At 45.3% G+C, this 16,487-nt stretch carries 19 protein-coding genes; 5 read left to right on the top strand and 14 right to left on the bottom strand.

Translation table 11 applies throughout. The features are described from left to right. Positions 1–201: 201 nt before the first annotated feature. Complete coding sequence (locus tag LCM20_RS15525) at positions 202–360, bottom strand: aspartyl-phosphate phosphatase Spo0E family protein (RefSeq protein ID WP_225196397.1); 159 nt, start codon at positions 358–360, stop codon at positions 202–204. Between the two features lie 133 nt (positions 361–493). Between LCM20_RS15525 and LCM20_RS15530 the strand changes: the two genes are divergently transcribed. Further along, complete coding sequence (locus LCM20_RS15530; protein WP_225196398.1) at positions 494–874, top strand: RidA family protein; 381 nt, start codon at positions 494–496, stop codon at positions 872–874. 37 nt (positions 875–911) lie between these two features. On the opposite strand, the gene LCM20_RS15535 is transcribed toward LCM20_RS15530, so the two are convergent. Next, the gene (locus LCM20_RS15535) at positions 912–1,142 is read right to left on the bottom strand and encodes an excisionase family DNA-binding protein (protein ID WP_225196399.1); all 231 of its coding nucleotides are present in this window, start codon (positions 1,140–1,142) and stop codon (positions 912–914) included. A gap of 169 nt (positions 1,143–1,311) precedes the next feature. Between LCM20_RS15535 and LCM20_RS15540 the strand changes: the two genes are divergently transcribed. The 4 genes from LCM20_RS15540 to LCM20_RS15555 all read left to right on the top strand — a co-directional run bounded on the left by LCM20_RS15540 (position 1,312) and on the right by LCM20_RS15555 (position 4,599). Continuing rightward, positions 1,312–2,139: a DUF1206 domain-containing protein gene (locus LCM20_RS15540; protein WP_225196400.1), complete on the top strand. Its 828-nt coding sequence runs from the start codon at positions 1,312–1,314 to the stop codon at positions 2,137–2,139. A gap of 60 nt (positions 2,140–2,199) precedes the next feature. Then, positions 2,200–2,655 carry a hypothetical protein gene (locus tag LCM20_RS15545; protein ID WP_225196401.1) on the top strand — a complete coding sequence of 152 codons (456 nt, stop codon included), beginning with the start codon at positions 2,200–2,202 and terminating at the stop codon, positions 2,653–2,655. Positions 2,656–2,805: 150 nt separating this feature from the next. Next, positions 2,806–3,537 carry a VCBS repeat-containing protein gene (locus LCM20_RS15550; RefSeq protein ID WP_225196402.1) on the top strand — a complete coding sequence of 244 codons (732 nt, stop codon included), beginning with the start codon at positions 2,806–2,808 and terminating at the stop codon, positions 3,535–3,537. Positions 3,538–3,609: 72 nt separating this feature from the next. Continuing rightward, the gene (locus tag LCM20_RS15555; RefSeq protein ID WP_225196403.1) at positions 3,610–4,599 is read left to right on the top strand and encodes a Gfo/Idh/MocA family protein; all 990 of its coding nucleotides are present in this window, start codon (positions 3,610–3,612) and stop codon (positions 4,597–4,599) included. A 292-nt stretch (positions 4,600–4,891) separates the two neighbouring features. On the opposite strand, the gene LCM20_RS15560 is transcribed toward LCM20_RS15555, so the two are convergent. The 12 genes from LCM20_RS15560 to LCM20_RS15615 all read right to left on the bottom strand — a co-directional run bounded on the left by LCM20_RS15560 (position 4,892) and on the right by LCM20_RS15615 (position 16,486). Beyond that, positions 4,892–5,518, bottom strand: coding sequence for an FMN-dependent NADH-azoreductase (locus LCM20_RS15560; RefSeq protein WP_225196404.1), 627 nt, complete (start codon positions 5,516–5,518; stop codon positions 4,892–4,894). 182 nt (positions 5,519–5,700) lie between these two features. Next, positions 5,701–5,838 (bottom strand): hypothetical protein, encoded by a 138-nt coding sequence (locus LCM20_RS15565; RefSeq protein WP_225196405.1) that lies wholly within the window; start codon positions 5,836–5,838, stop codon positions 5,701–5,703. Between the two features lie 108 nt (positions 5,839–5,946). After that, positions 5,947–6,423: a GNAT family N-acetyltransferase gene (locus LCM20_RS15570; protein WP_225196406.1), complete on the bottom strand. Its 477-nt coding sequence runs from the start codon at positions 6,421–6,423 to the stop codon at positions 5,947–5,949. Positions 6,424–6,447: 24 nt separating this feature from the next. Beyond that, entirely contained in the window at positions 6,448–7,737 is a 1,290-nt protein-coding gene (locus LCM20_RS15575; protein WP_225196407.1) for a Na+/H+ antiporter NhaC family protein, read from the bottom strand. A gap of 145 nt (positions 7,738–7,882) precedes the next feature. Next, a complete protein-coding gene (locus LCM20_RS15580; protein ID WP_263622142.1) occupies positions 7,883–8,209 on the bottom strand; it encodes a CHY zinc finger protein in 327 nt (108 codons plus the stop codon). A 59-nt stretch (positions 8,210–8,268) separates the two neighbouring features. Continuing rightward, positions 8,269–9,588 (bottom strand): alpha-glucosidase/alpha-galactosidase, encoded by a 1,320-nt coding sequence (locus LCM20_RS15585; protein ID WP_225196408.1) that lies wholly within the window; start codon positions 9,586–9,588, stop codon positions 8,269–8,271. A 21-nt stretch (positions 9,589–9,609) separates the two neighbouring features. Next, the gene (locus LCM20_RS15590; RefSeq protein ID WP_225196409.1) at positions 9,610–10,434 is read right to left on the bottom strand and encodes a carbohydrate ABC transporter permease; all 825 of its coding nucleotides are present in this window, start codon (positions 10,432–10,434) and stop codon (positions 9,610–9,612) included. Next, the gene (locus tag LCM20_RS15595; protein ID WP_225196410.1) at positions 10,434–11,372 is read right to left on the bottom strand and encodes a carbohydrate ABC transporter permease; all 939 of its coding nucleotides are present in this window, start codon (positions 11,370–11,372) and stop codon (positions 10,434–10,436) included. The genes LCM20_RS15590 and LCM20_RS15595 overlap by 1 nt, the downstream gene beginning before the upstream one ends. A gap of 55 nt (positions 11,373–11,427) precedes the next feature. Beyond that, on the bottom strand, positions 11,428–12,678 hold the full coding sequence (locus LCM20_RS15600) for an ABC transporter substrate-binding protein (protein ID WP_225196411.1): 1,251 nt from the start codon (positions 12,676–12,678) through the stop codon (positions 11,428–11,430). Positions 12,679–12,842: 164 nt separating this feature from the next. Continuing rightward, a complete protein-coding gene (locus LCM20_RS15605; protein ID WP_225196412.1) occupies positions 12,843–13,886 on the bottom strand; it encodes a LacI family DNA-binding transcriptional regulator in 1,044 nt (347 codons plus the stop codon). A 182-nt stretch (positions 13,887–14,068) separates the two neighbouring features. After that, complete coding sequence (gene eis, locus LCM20_RS15610) at positions 14,069–15,304, bottom strand: enhanced intracellular survival protein Eis (RefSeq protein WP_225196413.1); 1,236 nt, start codon at positions 15,302–15,304, stop codon at positions 14,069–14,071. A 114-nt stretch (positions 15,305–15,418) separates the two neighbouring features. Then, the gene (locus LCM20_RS15615; RefSeq protein WP_225196414.1) at positions 15,419–16,486 is read right to left on the bottom strand and encodes an ABC transporter substrate-binding protein; all 1,068 of its coding nucleotides are present in this window, start codon (positions 16,484–16,486) and stop codon (positions 15,419–15,421) included. Between the last annotated feature and the right edge of the window lies 1 nt (position 16,487).

The raw sequence follows: 16,487 nt of genomic DNA on the forward strand, positions 1-16,487 counted from the left end.
CGAAAAATGAATGTAAGGAGTATTCTAGCGACATCATACGATTTACGCAACACGTTTTCTGAAAATTTATATTTTTATCATTTTTTTCTCAATTTTAAACCGTTTACACAGGACAAAAAGAAAAAAGACCACGCAAACATGGTCTTTTCGGATGAGGCTTACATAGGTTGTGAACTACCATCGCACTGTTTTCCATAATGCCTAACTCGTCGGTCCTTTTTTAGCGAATTCATTCAAAAGGACATCCAGCTCCTGTGAAACTTTCAATAATTGATCATCTTCGGGGTCATCCACGTAGATCTGATACATTCTCTTTCTCAATTGCTCGATTTGGTCTTCTAATTGATTGTCGTCTTTCATAGTTCCCCAGCCTTTCGAAACACGTTAGTCATGATTTGTCGTACAACCGTTCATTTCCCCGGAAATATCTTTAGATTTAACATTTATCAAAGTCGTGGTAGGATAAATGCAACCTTACATAGGAGGAATGAACATGTTCAAACCAGTATCTACAAGTAACGCACCTGCTGCTATCGGACCTTATTCTCAAGCTGTCGATCTTGGTGACCTTCTCTTTATATCGGGGCAAATCCCCCTGGATCCAGTTAAAATGGAATTTGTTTCTGATGATATTGAAGAACAGACTCATCAAGTGATGAAGAATGTCGGAGCCATTCTTCAGGAAGCTGGACTGAGTTATCATCATATCGCTAAAGCATCTATTTTCCTAGATTCTATGGATGACTTTGCGAAGGTGAACGATATTTATGCGAGTTACTTAAGCGAACCCTATCCTGCACGGGCTGCTGTCGAAGTGAGCAAGCTTCCTAAAGGAGCCAAAGTCGAAATTGAAGCGATTGCTGTTAAAAAATAACCCGGAATCAGCGCTTAAGAATCTGAGCGCTGATTTTTTAATCTTCATCTTTTACATCCGGGTCTTCCGGAATCGGTTCATTCAGGTATTCCTGAATCATAATTCGGTACTGTTCCATTTCTTCAAAGTGCCGTTGGAATTGATTTTTGTTCACAAGGTACTGCTGACCATCATGTACGGCACGAATACGGTTTTGTCTAATTTTCTGTTCAATATATTCTTCCGGAAGTTCAAGGTATTCCGCTGTTTCCTTAATCGTTAAATACATCGTAATCCCCTTTTCCCTTCTACTATAGCATATCCTTGATTGGTCAGGTAGTCCGGTATCCGTTATGCCCGGCAGTTCCATATCGCCCTCCGATACATAGGATACATCGTTAGTTTCCTTTGTGACACTTCAGGGAATCTACTACTATTAACCAAAAGGGAGGATGATTATGGACACCTCTTTGAAGTCCCATAATACACCTGAGAAAGCGAAAGAAGAAATTAAACCTTGGATTCGTCGCACAGGACGGTTCGGTTACATGTCCAAAGGCATTGTGTATGGTCTTGTCGGACTACTTACACTGATGGCCGCACTTGGGGTTGGGGGTAAGACGACCGGAACGAGCGGTTTATTCCAATCTATGGCCAGAATGCCTTTTGGTGAGGTTCTACTTTGGATTATCAGCGTTGGTATTTTCGGCTACATCCTGTGGTCCTTTATCAAAGCCATCAACAATCCTCATAATGTCGGGACCATTTCAAGAATTGCCTATGCTATCGCCGGCATCATCTACACCGGTCTTGCCATAAACGCCATTCAAATTGCATCGCATGCCGGATCCGGTGGAGGCGATACGAATAAAACGATCTCCGCTATGCTTTTGGCTCAGCCATTCGGCCGGTACTTAGTCGGTATTCTAGGCATCATTGTCATTGGATATGGACTGAAGGAATTGTATGAAGGTTTCACTGAAAAATTCATGTCTAAGTTCCATTTAAGCGATATGGATCCGCACGAAAAGAAAGTCGCCAGAAATTCCGGTAAAGTCGGTTTAATGGCTCGGGGCGTCGTACTCGGCATCATTGGATACTTCTTCGTGCAGACCGCCTTAACAGCTGACCCTTCTCAAGCGAAAGGACTCGATGCTGCCTTATTGAAAATTGCTCAACAACCATTTGGTCAGTGGCTTTTAGCAATGGTAGCGTTAGGGTTTATTTTGTACGGCATTTACCAAATTGCCAGAGGTCGATATCAGAAGATGAACTTTGGAAAGTAGAACCGGCTGTGATACACTTTTTTGGTGCGACATTTCAATGTGCATTACAAGGAGGATCACATGCTTACTTTTGAAGAAAAAATTTCCATTATAGAAGAATTCGATGAGTTAACGCGACACGATATATCGATGGGGCGCGTCAACTTCCACTTCGAAGACAGCCTCTACGAAAAACAAATTGTCGTCTATCGCCTTCACCCGAACGGAAACGGCTTCGTTTACGCCGGAGAGATCGAAGACTACCCGACAGACGACAAAGGCATGGTTAACATCCGTGCTTTTAATGCGAACGCTCTGCGTTCGATCATTGAGCAGTCCATCGAATCATTAGCGCTCTCCCCCGCCGAGAAGGATCCGGTGATGGAGGAATGGCTGAACGAAAATGATCAGGCGTTAGTACTGATGAAGGAAGATGATGGGTACAACGTGTACGCAGACGAACAGCTTGAAGGAACTTTCAACTCCTATGATCAAGCCGCTGATTTCCTCACACAGGAAGGCTTCCACCGTCTATAATATCCAAAGAGCCGCAAATGCGGCTCTTTTTTTGTAGTTGCAAGCGATTCTCTCCCCCTCTTGACTCTCATACATCAATGCAACATTTCTTGTGCCATTATGGTGCAGGAAACATACAGTATGGGTAGACGTATTCAAGGAGGGACTCAAGTGTATCCTTTTTTTCAAAACCGTGAGAATCAGACCACGATTTTGTCTGTTGCAGAGGGTGATGTGAACGGGGATCACATCCAGGACTATGTGTATCTGGTTGGGCAGCCGTTACCTGATAGTCCGTACATGACAGCCATCACGCTCGTCATACAAGACGGGAAAACCAATGAATTTTTCACAATTCCACTGAAAGAAGATCAGGGCTACGACCCACGAGTCACGCTTCAAGATTTTACTGGCGATGGCATCGATGACATTTTCATTCGGATCAACTCTGGCGGGAGTGGCGGCTATGGATATTTCTTTATCTATTCATTTGTAAATAACAAAGTTTCGCTTTTGTTTGATTATGAAACGTTTAACGGAATGTTTCTTTACGATGTCATCTATCAGGATGATTACAGAGTCAAAGTCGTGAATCAGACGCTGAACCTCAGTTTCATTATTGACCTGAGCAACCGTAATCCGGAGTATTTGGCTGACTTGTATAACAAAGATGGAACGTTGATTAAACCGCTCGAGGGCTCGGTATCCGGTCTGAACCAACTCTATCCGATTGATTTCAATGGTGACGGTGTTTACGAGCTGGATGCGTACCAGCGTATCATCGGTCAGTACAATGCCGACCAGCTCGGTGTTGTCCAGACACCTCTCAGCTTCGAAAAAAACGGTTTTACGCTTTTCATAGACAATCAATACGTATCTGTTGTTGGACAGACGGATGTGTAACCCCTCATTGGGGTCTTTTTTTTAATCCCATGATAGAATAGGTACCATATAACCTATGAAAGAGGTGCTCTTATGATCAAAGTGGCTCTACTAAGTAAATGGCACGTGCATGCTGTAGATTATGAGCGGGAGGCAAGGGAAAACCCTTCCTTAGAGATTGCTAAAGTGTGGGATGAGGATCCTGAGCGTGGAAAAACATGGGCTGATGAATTGGATGTCCCGTTTGAGGAAGACATCGACCGTCTTCTGGCGGATGGCACGATTGACGCTGTGATTGTGTCTACACCAACGAACTTACATACAGAAATCATCCAGAAGGCAGCCGAACATAAAAAGCATATTTTCACAGAAAAAGTGCTGACGTTCACATCTGAAGAATGTAAGGCACTGCTCAAAACGTTGGAAGAGCAGAAAGTCGAGTTTATGATTTCGCTTCCTCGCTTGACGAAGGATTATTACCTATATGCGCAACAGGCCGTCGACAAAGGATGGCTTGGTCAGATTACAATGATGCGTTGCAGAGTCGCTCATAATGGAGCTGTCCCAACAGAAGACCACCCGAATGGCTGGCTCCCTGAGCGATTCTATAATGAAGAGCAGTGTGGTGGTGGAGCTTTGATTGACCTCGGTGCCCACCCCATTTATCTCGCCAACCGATTAATGGGAGAACCGACCGCTGTCAGCAGCCGCCTTTCACAGGTCAGAGACCTTGGTGTCGATGATCATGCTGTAGCGGTTCTTGATTACGACTCAGGCGCTTTGTCCATCATTGAAACGAGCTTCGTGTCGAGCGGAAGTCCGTTCCAGCTTGAGCTTTACGGCACCAACGGAACTCTTATGATCGAAGATGACAACATCCGCCTGAAGCGCGGCCAAGATTGGGAGGAGCCTGAACAACTTCCTGAGGACCTTCCGATGCCGATGGAGCAATGGGCTGATGCCATCGAACGCAATGAGCCGATGACGATTACGAGTGAAGATGCCTACCTGCTCACCGCCGTCAACGAAGCCGCCGCCCTCTCTCAAAAAGAAAACAGACGCATTGAACTAAAGAGGAAATAGAATAATAAAAGGAGAACTCCACCATGGGAGTTCTCCTTTTTTAAAGTTTCGACACAAGTGTCCGGCAATCTACTGGACGTGTCAAAGTATAATGATTAAACGTTGCTCTCACCATCGTAAGGTTCTGAACACACATTTGTCGTAAAGTGGGGAGGAAAATGGCGAGACTCCTGCGGGATCAGCGGTTGTGGCGAGACCCCGGAAGACGAAGTCTGAGGAGGCTCGGCGCCGCCCGCGGAAAGCGAGTTATTTTCCTCCCCACGATGCACTACATGAATTCAGAACCTTTTACTTAGAATGTTTGCGCAGCATCCTTAGCACGTGCTTTTGCGTCTTCTTTGATCGCTTCCGCTTGATCCGGGTTCAAGTTGTGCCCTTCAACGAATAGCCCTTCAAAGGACGGCACGCCGAAGAACTGCATGATGGTATCCAAGTAGCGGTGACCCATTTCCATTTGAGCTGCCGGTCCTTCTGAATAAATACCGCCTCGCGCCTGAATGTGCAGTGCTTTCTTGTCTGTAAGAAGACCTACAGGGCCTTGCTCCGTGTATTTAAATGCTTTTCCTGCCACAGCTACGGAGTCGATATACGCCTTCATAACCGGTGGGAAGGAGAAGTTCCAGAATGGTGTGACGAACACATATTTATCAGCTGAAATGAACTCTTCGCAAAGCTCGCTCAGGCGCTCCACTTTTCTCTGCTCACTTGCAGAAAGCTCATCTCCTGACTGCAATTTACCCCAGCCGCTGAATACGTCCGCATCGATTTGAGGAATGTCCTCTTTATATAAATCGATATGAACCACATCATCTGATGGATTTACTTCCTTGTACGTATCTATGAATTCCTTCGCAACCGCCATACTGAAAGAAGCCTTATCATCATGAGGGTGTGCTGTGATATACAATACTTTACTCATCCTTGAATCAATCCTTTCTTCACATGTTATATCTTTTAGTTCCAAAACGAATTTGTCTCGGAATCATTTATTGTGAATCTGAGATATATTATGTGAAAAAGAGAACAAAATTTCAAGAGTTATGCTCACAAGAATTTTTTTCTTTTTGAGCAAAGAAAAAAACACCTTCCGAAGAAGATGTCTCAAATCGTTGAAAAAGGGTTCCCGCTAAGGAATGTTCGCATTTCGTCTGTTACCGTTAGAGGCTCCTGCTGTTCCAGGTCCTTCTCTTTCGCATCATCATGAAGTGTTCCGTCATAAAACAATGGTTTGGCTTCCATCAGCGACTTCACCTCCACTTACTCTTATTACCTTTCTCATACTAAAGATTCACTACAAAAGATACCTTCCATAGAAAAAAATAACAGCTCCCTCAAAGAAGGAAGCTGTTACAATAAACGCTCTAACACATGCAATTTTCGTTCTTTTCCCCTGAAGCACTCGACCGTCATATCTCCCGTTTTCCTGAAATGATGTCTTTCGAAAAAACGGAGACTCTCTGGGTTGTCTTGATAAACTTCAGCTTGTACGGCCTGGAGGTTACATTGTTCTCTTACACCTTCCAAAAACAATTCCAGGGCCTCGGAGCCGATACCGCTTCCTCGTTCGCAAGCGACAAGCATCCCGATATACACTTCCTCAGGACTTTGATAAAGCTCGATTTTCCCGACCGGCCGCCCGTCTAACTCAATGACCTTAATGATCAGACGGGGCTTTTCACCTCGAAAGTAGGATTGATAGGAATGGAAGAATTGTTCATAGGTCCTTGGCTTCTCAATTCCCGTCTTCGATTGCAGTTCCTCATCCATTTCCCATTTGTGCATGGAATCAAGGTGATGAGGCTGTACGTCGACGACTTCAACCATAACATCATCCCTCCTTCGAAAAGATTAAAGTGTAAACTTAGGAAAACGGAACGTAATCGCTAATATACCGGATAGAGCAAGCAGCATCGGATAGATGCAGAACGGTACAATCGCAACTGGCGAAAGGCTGGCGACACCAGCTACAGACAAGATCTGTGCACCATAAGGCAGCAGCCCTTGGACAGAACTTGAGAAAATATCGAGCAGACTGGCGGATCGTTTAGCATCGATCTCATACTCGTCCGAAATCTGCTTAGCAAGTGGGCCTGCTGTAATGATCGAAATCGTATTGTTCGCTGTTGAGAAGTTTACAGCACTCACTAGTCCAGCAATGCCGAATTCTCCTCCCCGATTGGAATTCGCACGCTTACTGATGGCCTGCAGGATAAATTGTATACCTCCATTTTGACGAATCAATTCTACTAACCCACCTAGTAGAATGACGAGCAGAGATAAGTTCTGCATACTCTGGAATCCGTCGCCAAGCAAGGTTACAAAGCTGGAAAGCCCGATATCGCCTGTAAACAGCCCTACGATACCTGCGAACAATATACCGCCCATCAATACGTAAATCACATTTACGCCAATCACAGCAAATATCAGAACGCCTAGATAAGGAAGAACCTTCACAAGCTGATAAGGTGTCTCTTCCTGCACCGGTGACGCAGCGTCTGCCGTAATGAATGCAAAAATGACCGCGGTCACGATAGCTGCAGGTAGAACGATGAAGAGGTTTGCCCGGAACTTGTCCTTCATTTGAGTCCCTTGCGTTTTAACAGCCGCGATGGTCGTATCTGAGATAATCGATAAGTTATCCCCGAACATCGCCCCACTTACGATGGATCCCATTGTAATGGCAACGTTGATTCCAGTCTGATCTGCCACGCCCATACCAATTGGTGCAAGCGCTACAATCGTCCCTACAGACGTCCCCATAGAAATGGATATGAAGCAGGCAATGATAAACAGTCCGACAACAAGAAGGTTACCCGGCAGAACTGAGAGCCCGAGGTTAACCGTCGACTCAACAGCTCCCATTCCTTCTGCAACGGAAGAAAAGGCACCTGCTAATAGAAAGATGATGACCATGAGGATGATATCGGGATGTCCCCCGCCTTTGGTCAGCTGCTGCATTTTCGTTTGAAAGTCTGTTTTACGATTCATGAATAAAGCGACGAGAATCGCCGCAAACAAAGCAACAAGCACAGGCATTTGGTAGAAGTCCCCTGTCGCAATACCTGATCCAATAAATAAAAGAATGAATACGCCAAACGGGATCAGTGCCCATGGATTTGCTTTTGGTTGTTCTGTCATGATTGATGATCCTCCCTCCATGATTTCTATTCTTTTCCCTATTAAAGCACGTTTACACTCTACAATATTATTCCGCTTGCTATCAAGCAGAAATGCTTCCCATCAGCCATTAGAAAAACGCAGCGAATCCACTGCGCTTCCCTTCTCATTCCATATCAAAATAAAGAGGATAATGATTCTTGCAACCTGCGTTGAATGCATGCTGACAGTGAGGACACTCGTTCACATTCATATATTCGTCAATGCTCATCGTTTTCCGGCAGTGGCCACACAAAATAGCATGGTGATCTCTTTCGTCCAGAGGCCACTTCTCAGGTGGATGATCGGTTGTTTCCTGGTGGCATTGATAACAGGCATAAAATTTCCGGCAGCAACGAAATTTGAGGGCGACGATATCCACTTGCGAATGATAGTGCGTGCACCTTGACTCTTGATCGACGTCCACTCCATAAACCTCTATAGGATTCCTCAAAATGATTGTCCCCCTAACGTAAAAAACCCTCCTTACTTATTGTAAGGAGGGGAACAACATTAGACAAGAATGTTTTCTTTCTTAAAATTCGGAAGCCACGGCCCATGAGCTTCAATCAAATCGTCACACATGGAGACGATATCATCCATCGATAATTCTGCTGCCGTATGAGGATCGAGCATAGCGGCATGGTAAATGTGCTCACGCTTACCTGACACGGCCGCTTCAATCGTCATAAGCTGGGTATTGATATTCGTTCTGTTCAAAGCTGCCAACTGTTCCGGGAGCTCGCCGACGTGGCAAGGTGTGATTCCATTACGATCAACCAGACACGGCACTTCGACAACTGATTTTTCCGGAAGGTTTTCAATCAATCCTCCCTTATTCAGCACATTTCCATGAAGACGGAATGGGCTGTCTGTTTCGATCGCGTCGATAATGTAAGAAGCATATTCATGACTTCGCTCATGTGTAAGGTTTTTATCGTGAACGACTTGATCACGCATCTTCTCCCAGTTCTCGATTTGCTCTACACAACGCCGCGGATACTCATCGAGTGGAATATTGAAACGGTCAATCAACTCCGGATACTGACTCTTGATGAAGTACGGGTGGTATTCGGCATTATGTTCAGAGGACTCGGTGACATAGTAACCGAAACGCTTCATTAACTCATAGCGCACCATATCCTCGTGTTTCTCCTGCTGCTTCTCTTCTGCTCTACGTTTTATTTCTGGATAAAGGTCTTTCCCATCCTTGGAGACTTCCAGGAGCCAAGCCATATGATTGATACCTGAGATTTTCCACTTCACCCCTTCGTCGTCCATATTCAACGCTTTGAACAACTCTGGCACCGCAACCTGAACACTATGGCAAAGTCCGACCGTTTTCACATTCGTATAGCGAAGCATAGCCCCTGTCAAAGTAGACATCGGGTTCGTATAATTCAGGAATAAAGCATCCGGGCAGACTTCTTCTATGTCTTTTGCAAAGTCCAACATGACAGGTATGGTCCTCAATGAACGGAAAATCCCCCCAATTCCGACTGTGTCTGCAATCGTCTGCCTTAGCCCATACTTTTTAGGGATGTCGAAGTCGATGACCGTACTCGGCTTGTAACCGCCAACTTGGATTGCGTTCACGACGTACTTTGCTCCGCGCAAAGCTTCTTTCCGATCCGTATAGACGTTGATCGTAACACCACTTCCTACACTTTCTTTAAGGTTCTCAAGCATACTCTCTGATTCTTTCAACCTTTTATAATCAATATCATAAAGAGCAAACTCAAACTCCTGTAGGCTCGGTGTCAGCATACAATCTCCTAGAACGTTTTTAGCAAATATCGTACTCCCAGCACCTAGAAATGTAATTTTCGACATATCTCCACTCCTCTACTAGTCTTATCCTTTTACTGAGCCTGACGAAAGACCCGCAACAAAGTATTTTTGTAAAAACAAGAACAGAATCGTCATCGGAAGCATGGACATCAATGCCGCCGCTGCAACAAGGTTGAGCTGACTCAGGTTCTGCCCGAAAAAGCTGGACAGTGCGACCGTGAGTGTCTGAACTTCCTTATCCTGCAAGAAGAAAATTGCAAACTGGTAATCGTTCCAAATGAATACGCAGGAAATAATAAGTACTGTGGCTGTGATCGGTTTAAGTAACGGAAAGACAATACGGAAAAAGATCATCAATGTACCCGCCCCATCAATCTTGGCCGCTTCTTCCAGCTCCTTCGGTATTGTAGAGCGGATGAATCCGGCATACAAGAAAATGGTCAGTGGTAAGAAGGCGGCTAAATTATTCAAAACCGCGACAAGTCGCGTATTCATGAGTCCCATGTCGACGACCATCTGGTAAAGTGGAACCAATGCCGTCAAAGGCGGGATGATCATGATGGCAATGAACAAGAAGTATATGAATTTATTGAGCTTCGTGTTCATTCTCGCTAGTGGATAGGCGGCTAATGAGCCGAATACAATCAGTAGAGCCGCAGCTACAGCTGTAATCACTGTCGTATTGAAAAAAGCTGTCCCAAGACTGGCATTCTCCCAGGCAGACGTGAAGTTATCCCATCTCCATTCTGTCGGCAACAGCCACTTCGAACTGAAGTCATTATTCGCCTTTAAGGAAGTCGTGATCAGGATATAAAATGGAACCAAGTGAAGCAGAGATATAACGATAGCTAACGTCGTCCAACCTCTTTTATTCTTTTTCCCTTTCATTACGCATCGACCTCCTTACGCTTGAAATATACGAGAGCAAGCAAACTCAGAATTAAGATGATGAAGGCCATCAATACCCCTTGAGTGGCGGCATATCCAGCATCCTGTCTGTCAAAATACAAGGAATACATGTACGTAGACATAGACTGGGAGGCATTACCCGGTCCCCCACCCGTCAGAGCAAGAATGACATCAAACAACTTGAGTCCACCGATAATATTCAGCACCATATTGATTGTAATCGCAGGCATTAAGAGTGGCAGCGTAATGTTTTTAAACTTCTGAAACGCCGACGCACCGTCAATCACAGCCGCTTCATAGAAATCTTTAGAAATACTTTGAAGTCCGGCAAGGTAGATAATCATAGCGATTCCGACAAATTGGTACGTATTGACGAAGACTATGATCCAAGGGTTCAAATCAGGATTACCCAAGGCGTTGATTTTATCTAAACCGAAAAGAAGAAAGGCATCATTCAAAGCGCCATTTTGGAAAGCAAAGAAGAAATACCAAATATATCCCATGACGAGTGGACTAATTATAACTGGAAGATACACGATAGTTCTTGTGACGGCTTTGAAACGGATGCTTTGATTTAATAGCAGGGCATACAAGAGACCGATCACATTTTGAAGAATCGTACTTCCGATTCCATATAACAATGTATTCTTGACAACAAGCCATGTCGTTGGATCCTGAAACATCCGAACATACTGCTCTATTCCTACCCAGTTCTTCGTTTGGGAGAAGCCGTTCCAGTCTGTGAACGAGACACGGATTCCATTGATGAATGGATAAAGGATGAAGATACTGACTACAAGTAAGGCAGGCAGGTACATCCACCAGAGCGACTGTTCCCGCTTCGGTTTTCTGAGAGTGTCTACTTTCACTTTCTGCCTGGAAATCGACTGCTGGGATTTACGAACCCATTCACTCATTACATACAACTCCTATTCGTAGAGTTTGATTGGCAGAGGGGGTGTCCCCCTCTACTCATTCTTCTCGTAAACGTGTGTATTCCTCGGACATTTTTTCAGACACGTCTTCCGGACTCATTGTACCTGACAGAAGTTCCTGCCCTGTTGATCCCATGACGTCCCACATGCCGCTTGGAAGATAGACACGGTCAAAATAGGGTTGCACTTTTACACCTTGATATTCGTTGAAGTATTCTGCAAAGTAGTTGTCCGCTTCAATTTCTGTGAGTCCTGCTGGGAGGGAGGTTCCTTCCGCTACCTTCTTCGCCACTTCAGGGCGTGCAAGGAATTCAACGAACTGTTTAGCTTCTTCCATATACTCTGTATTGTGAGCAATCGCTACAGTATGACGCTCGCCTCCAATCCAGCTCGACTCATCACCTTCATGGATCGTCGGCATAGGAATGACACCTACTTCAACATCAGGATTTAGTTCCTCAACAGCTGTTCCAATCGATCCTCCACCGAAAACAAAGGCAATCTTACCTTGAGCCATAAGCTGAGCACGCTGCTGGATTTGAGCAGTCAAGGCATCTTCGTTCAGTAATCCTTCCTCCTGCATTTGTTTCAACTTTTCCGGTAAGTACGTATAATGGCTCCAATCAAAACTTCCATCGAGCAGTTCACTTTCATAACTGTTCTCTTCATCTGTTACGAGTAGCGGTGTGGAAAATTGGTCAAAGTATTGCCCGAATGCCGACTTGTCCGATCCATTGAACCAGAGAGGTGTCACTTCACCGTTACTTTTCTCTTTAACAGTCCTCAGCGCTTCCATAAACTCATCAAACGTAGACGGCGGCTCGATTCCGTATTCTTCCAGGAGGTTCACGTTGTAATTGATACCGTCTTTTGCCTGATTCAATGGAAAGGCATACACTTTCCCTTCATCGTCTTTCAATATCGTATCCAACGCCGGATCCAAGCGCTCCGTCCATTCCATTTCGCTCAAATCCGCAACATAATCTCCATACCGCTGCTTGGCCCAACCGTGGGTGTCGAATAAATCCGGCATATCATCCGCTGCCATTTTGACACGCGCCATGTTTTCATATCCATCACCAGGATAGTTATCTTCTATATCAATCGAAGGATACTCTTCCTCAAATGCAAGTACAGCTTCCTTTACAACCTGTTTATCTTCCTCAGAAGTGGCGGTAGAGTAAAAGGATAGCGTCGTTTGTTCATCACCTGAAGCCGAACCACTGCAACCTGTCAACATCACCCCTGCAGCCACAGCCGCACCAATCAGAAAACCTTTTGTTTTCATATAATAGCCTCCTAGTTTGATAGATGAAAAATTGAAATATTTGTTTGTCATTCACGTTTCCGATATACTTTAGGCGCTGAAGGTGTTCTTTAGCGAGAGATCCTTCAGCATCTTTTACCGAGCGCACCTTCCTGTTCTCCAAAACAGGTGGGTGTGCATTTTTATTAAATGATTTCCTCCCTCCCCCTTCCTTTTCGAGCTCCGCAGCTTTCTCTAATTACCAATTCTGTCGGGACAACGACTTTCAACGGAATTTCTCTTCCACCGAGGCGGTCGACCATCATCGTCACGCCCAAACGCCCCATCTCTTCTGTTGGAACTCTTACGGTCGTAAGAGGTGGATTAGAGTATTCGGCCAGTTCGATATCATTAAAGCTGACGATGGCTACGTCTTCTGGAACTCTGTATTGTTGTTCCTGCAACGCCCTAATGACCCCAAGTGCCATAGAATCACTTGCCGTAAAGATGGCTTCCGGTACAAGCTCCTGCTCAATGGCTTCCTTCATCAATCGATACCCATCCGAAATGGAAAACTTGCCGACTAAGCATTTACGTGGATCGAAGGAGCCTCTTTCTTCCATCACTTTCTGAAAGGTCGCTCTTCGTCCTTCTTCAAACTCTTTCTGCCTGCCAGAGTAATATTCAATTTCCTGACCACCGATGTATCCGATGTCCTTGTAACCAAGACCAAGCAGATGGTCCATCGCCTGTCGTGTCGCTTTCTCAAAGTCAAGAACAATGGAATCAAATTGGCTTTCGTCGGTTAAGTGGTTGATGTACACAATGTTCTTCAACTGATCACTTAATTGTTCCAGCAACTCATGGTTGATCCTTCCGACTACGATCAAATGTTCAATATCCTTGCTGATTTGCCCCGTTTGCAAGTTATTCAGCCTGAACAGCTCCGTCGTTTGAACCCCTTGCTTTTTACATTCATTTTCAATCCCCTGCCGTATAGACAGGAAATAGGAGTCATTCAACTCCTCTTCTACAGAGTGACACAAGAGGATGCCTACCTTTTCAGTAGAAGGATCGGACTTTGTCGATCTCCTTTCCTGAACAGTTTTGTACCCGAGTTCTTTCGCAATACTCAAGATTCTTTGACGAGTCTCTGGTGACACAGATAAGCTCTGATCATGATTTAAAACTCTTGAAACGGTACTGCTTGAATAATTTGTCTTTAATGCTATCTCTTTTATAGTGACCACTAGAAACTCTCCTCCAACAAAATTTAGTAAAGATTTACTAAATATATTTGTTATATTGAATACTAACAGATACATAAAGCGCTTTCAACACAATTTCATTAATTTTCTGAAAAATAATGAACAGCCCTCTCAATAAAAAGAGTGCTGTTCAAATGAATCCAGTAAATAATTTAGTAAAGTCATCAGAAAAAAGACCAGCTCTCAGGCTTAGTCGGCTGCGAGAACAAATCGAGAGCGGTACGGAATGCCTCTCTGTCTTGCTCCTCTACAGAACCCCGGTACACCAAATCACGCAGTGTCAGACATCCCATCATCAGGGAAGAAAATTCACCGATGCCCAGCGAAAGATTCACATCTGCAGGCTGATCCGTTTTTTGTGGTCTTCCATTGTCGAACTGCCAGACTGCTTCATAGGTTTCCTCAAGTAGCGAATCATGAATCGTCCAGCCGATTCGTACGGTTTCCGTTCCAAATGAATGGTCTTTGACTTCATCCCGAAAACGATCCACATCTATGATTCGATACATCAATCCGCGTCCCGCTTCGCTCGTTTTGTGATAGATGCCGAAGATGATGTCAGCGTCTGTGTGAGTCGGGTCGTCGAGGACCATTGAGAACCCTTCATCAAAGGTCGGAAACAGGATGGATCGGACTTGGTCTTTTTGATTATGTAAGATCGCAAGCAAAGACCTGTATGCCTTCACGGAAGTGCTGATAAAGTTGCGGACGATAAGATCGTTCTGTAGGAAATGATCTCCCGGCTGCTGTTCAAACTGGAAGTTGACATATCCGGTAAGTACTCCGTTTTCACGGACTCCGATTGCATGATGATCTTCTTTTTTCAAAAAAGCAAACTCATATTCCGGCTTATCGCAAGCTCCGTGCGTCTGACGTGACCACTGATGATAACAGCGGCTGACCTCTTCCTCATCGCCTTCCCCGAGCACGACTCCTTTGAGCCCGTTTTCCACAGTTGGAAGTTGCGAAGGATGGAAACGATACGTCTCAAGCTTCGGTCCGAGCCCAAATCCCATTTTCTTATAAAAGGATGGCTGGAACGGGTAGAGCTGAGCGAGCGGTCGGCCATTCGATCTGGCATCGAGCAGGAATTTTTGAATCAACCGCTTCGCATGCCCTTGTTTTTTGTTGACCAGGTCAACCGCAACCGTACCGATTCCCGCTGCTTTCACCGCTGTTCCATACACATTGGCGACGTAATCGTATTCAATGTAACCCCCTGCGAGCTTCTCATGTTCATAGAGTCCGATCGTACGAATGTTTTCCTTCGCATTCATTTTTTCACGATGCTCCGTATATCGTTCCTTTTCCTCTTTCGAGTTCAGCTTCATTCCCGGATAACAGCGCTGTGACAGCTCCATAAATTCATTAAAATCCTTCATCGGCTTAAATTCAACCATATCCAATCCCCTCCCTTTTTCCATTATACACCGTATCTTAGCTCCCACACCCCACGGAGCACTCCCCTTCTTTCAGAAACAAACCGCACCCTTAACAGGATGCGGTTTCACCGTTTATTCGTATTCACCTAATAGCTCTACTGCCTTCTCGGCAACCGATGTGTCGACCGATTTCTCAAAATCGAATTCGCCTCGTGTCGCTCCGTTCTTCTGATACATTTCGTACTGCGCTTTGATATCCTCAACAAACATTCCGCCGTTCGGATCGAGTCCTGTGACCGCTACTTTTTCCCACAAGGCAGGGTCTTTCAGAGCGGTGTGCTTCGTCATGATCTGGATGACCTCATCTTTCCCTTCATCCTTTAGAAAAGCATCGTTGTAATCACGGACACCCTTCAGATAAGCGGCCATAAATCGGAGGGAAACATCCGTGTCTTTATCAATGAAATCCGGAGACCCGAGCACCATGGCGATCTGAGCTTTTGGCGCAAAGTCGGTTGCATCTTTGAACCGGACGTGAAGGTCCTCCACTTCTCCCTGGGTAATCAGAGGCTCGATTTGAAGTGCGGCATCAATCGAATCGCTTCCCATCGCCGCAAGCATGTTCCCGAAGTCGGACATGATCACCGTCTCAACATCGTCTTCCGTGAGACCGGCGTGCTCCAGCATCTTCGCGTAAATGTACTCATCGACAGAATTCCGTGACGAAATCGCGATCCGCTTCCCTTTCAGATCCGAGTAGTCCTGCACGTCATTGACGAGGTCCGGATGGAGGACGAATGAGAAATAGGAAGCCCCGTCAAAGTAGTGGCCTTTGTCGGCAATGATCTTGACGTCGATACCCTGAGCGATGGCGTTGAAGAAGGATGCTGTGGACACGCCACCCGCAATATCCACTTCCCCAGCTGCCAGAGCCGGAAGCATATCATCACTGTTGGCGAACTTCGTAAACTTCACATCAATGTTGTAGTCGTCGAAATACCCTTTTTCCTCTGCAATGTAAAAGCCAGCCCCCGAAGCCGCCCCATCCTCTGCAATCAAAACGGTTGTTTTTTTATCAAGCGGGGACAGATCTCCAGAGGGATTCTCTCCATTGACATCTTCTTTCCCGCTTCCAGACTGACCGCTACACCCAGCAAGCGCAAGCATCAGCATCGGCACAACCATCCATCTTTTTTTCATA

The sequence above is a fragment of the Halobacillus litoralis genome, from assembly GCF_020171725.1.
In the GTDB taxonomy this organism is placed as follows: Bacteria; Bacillota; Bacilli; order Bacillales; family Halobacillaceae; genus Halobacillus; species Halobacillus litoralis_F.

Coding starts and splice junctions, on each gene's coding strand:
- LCM20_RS15555 (WP_225196403.1), top strand. CDS start 3,610: ATGATCAAAGTGGCTCTACTAAGTAAATGGCACGTGCATGCTGTAGAT.
- eis (WP_225196413.1), bottom strand. CDS start 15,304: ATGGTTGAATTTAAGCCGATGAAGGATTTTAATGAATTTATGGAGCTG.
- LCM20_RS15540 (WP_225196400.1), top strand. CDS start 1,312: ATGGACACCTCTTTGAAGTCCCATAATACACCTGAGAAAGCGAAAGAA.
- LCM20_RS15535 (WP_225196399.1), bottom strand. CDS start 1,142: ATGTATTTAACGATTAAGGAAACAGCGGAATACCTTGAACTTCCGGAA.
- LCM20_RS15565 (WP_225196405.1), bottom strand. CDS start 5,838: ATGGAAGCCAAACCATTGTTTTATGACGGAACACTTCATGATGATGCG.
- LCM20_RS15570 (WP_225196406.1), bottom strand. CDS start 6,423: ATGGTTGAAGTCGTCGACGTACAGCCTCATCACCTTGATTCCATGCAC.
- LCM20_RS15525 (WP_225196397.1), bottom strand. CDS start 360: ATGAAAGACGACAATCAATTAGAAGACCAAATCGAGCAATTGAGAAAG.
- LCM20_RS15590 (WP_225196409.1), bottom strand. CDS start 10,434: ATGAAAGGGAAAAAGAATAAAAGAGGTTGGACGACGTTAGCTATCGTT.
- LCM20_RS15530 (WP_225196398.1), top strand. CDS start 494: ATGTTCAAACCAGTATCTACAAGTAACGCACCTGCTGCTATCGGACCT.
- LCM20_RS15575 (WP_225196407.1), bottom strand. CDS start 7,737: ATGACAGAACAACCAAAAGCAAATCCATGGGCACTGATCCCGTTTGGC.
- LCM20_RS15615 (WP_225196414.1), bottom strand. CDS start 16,486: ATGAAAAAAAGATGGATGGTTGTGCCGATGCTGATGCTTGCGCTTGCT.
- LCM20_RS15560 (WP_225196404.1), bottom strand. CDS start 5,518: ATGAGTAAAGTATTGTATATCACAGCACACCCTCATGATGATAAGGCT.
- LCM20_RS15585 (WP_225196408.1), bottom strand. CDS start 9,588: ATGTCGAAAATTACATTTCTAGGTGCTGGGAGTACGATATTTGCTAAA.
- LCM20_RS15600 (WP_225196411.1), bottom strand. CDS start 12,678: ATGAAAACAAAAGGTTTTCTGATTGGTGCGGCTGTGGCTGCAGGGGTG.
- LCM20_RS15545 (WP_225196401.1), top strand. CDS start 2,200: ATGCTTACTTTTGAAGAAAAAATTTCCATTATAGAAGAATTCGATGAG.
- LCM20_RS15595 (WP_225196410.1), bottom strand. CDS start 11,372: ATGAGTGAATGGGTTCGTAAATCCCAGCAGTCGATTTCCAGGCAGAAA.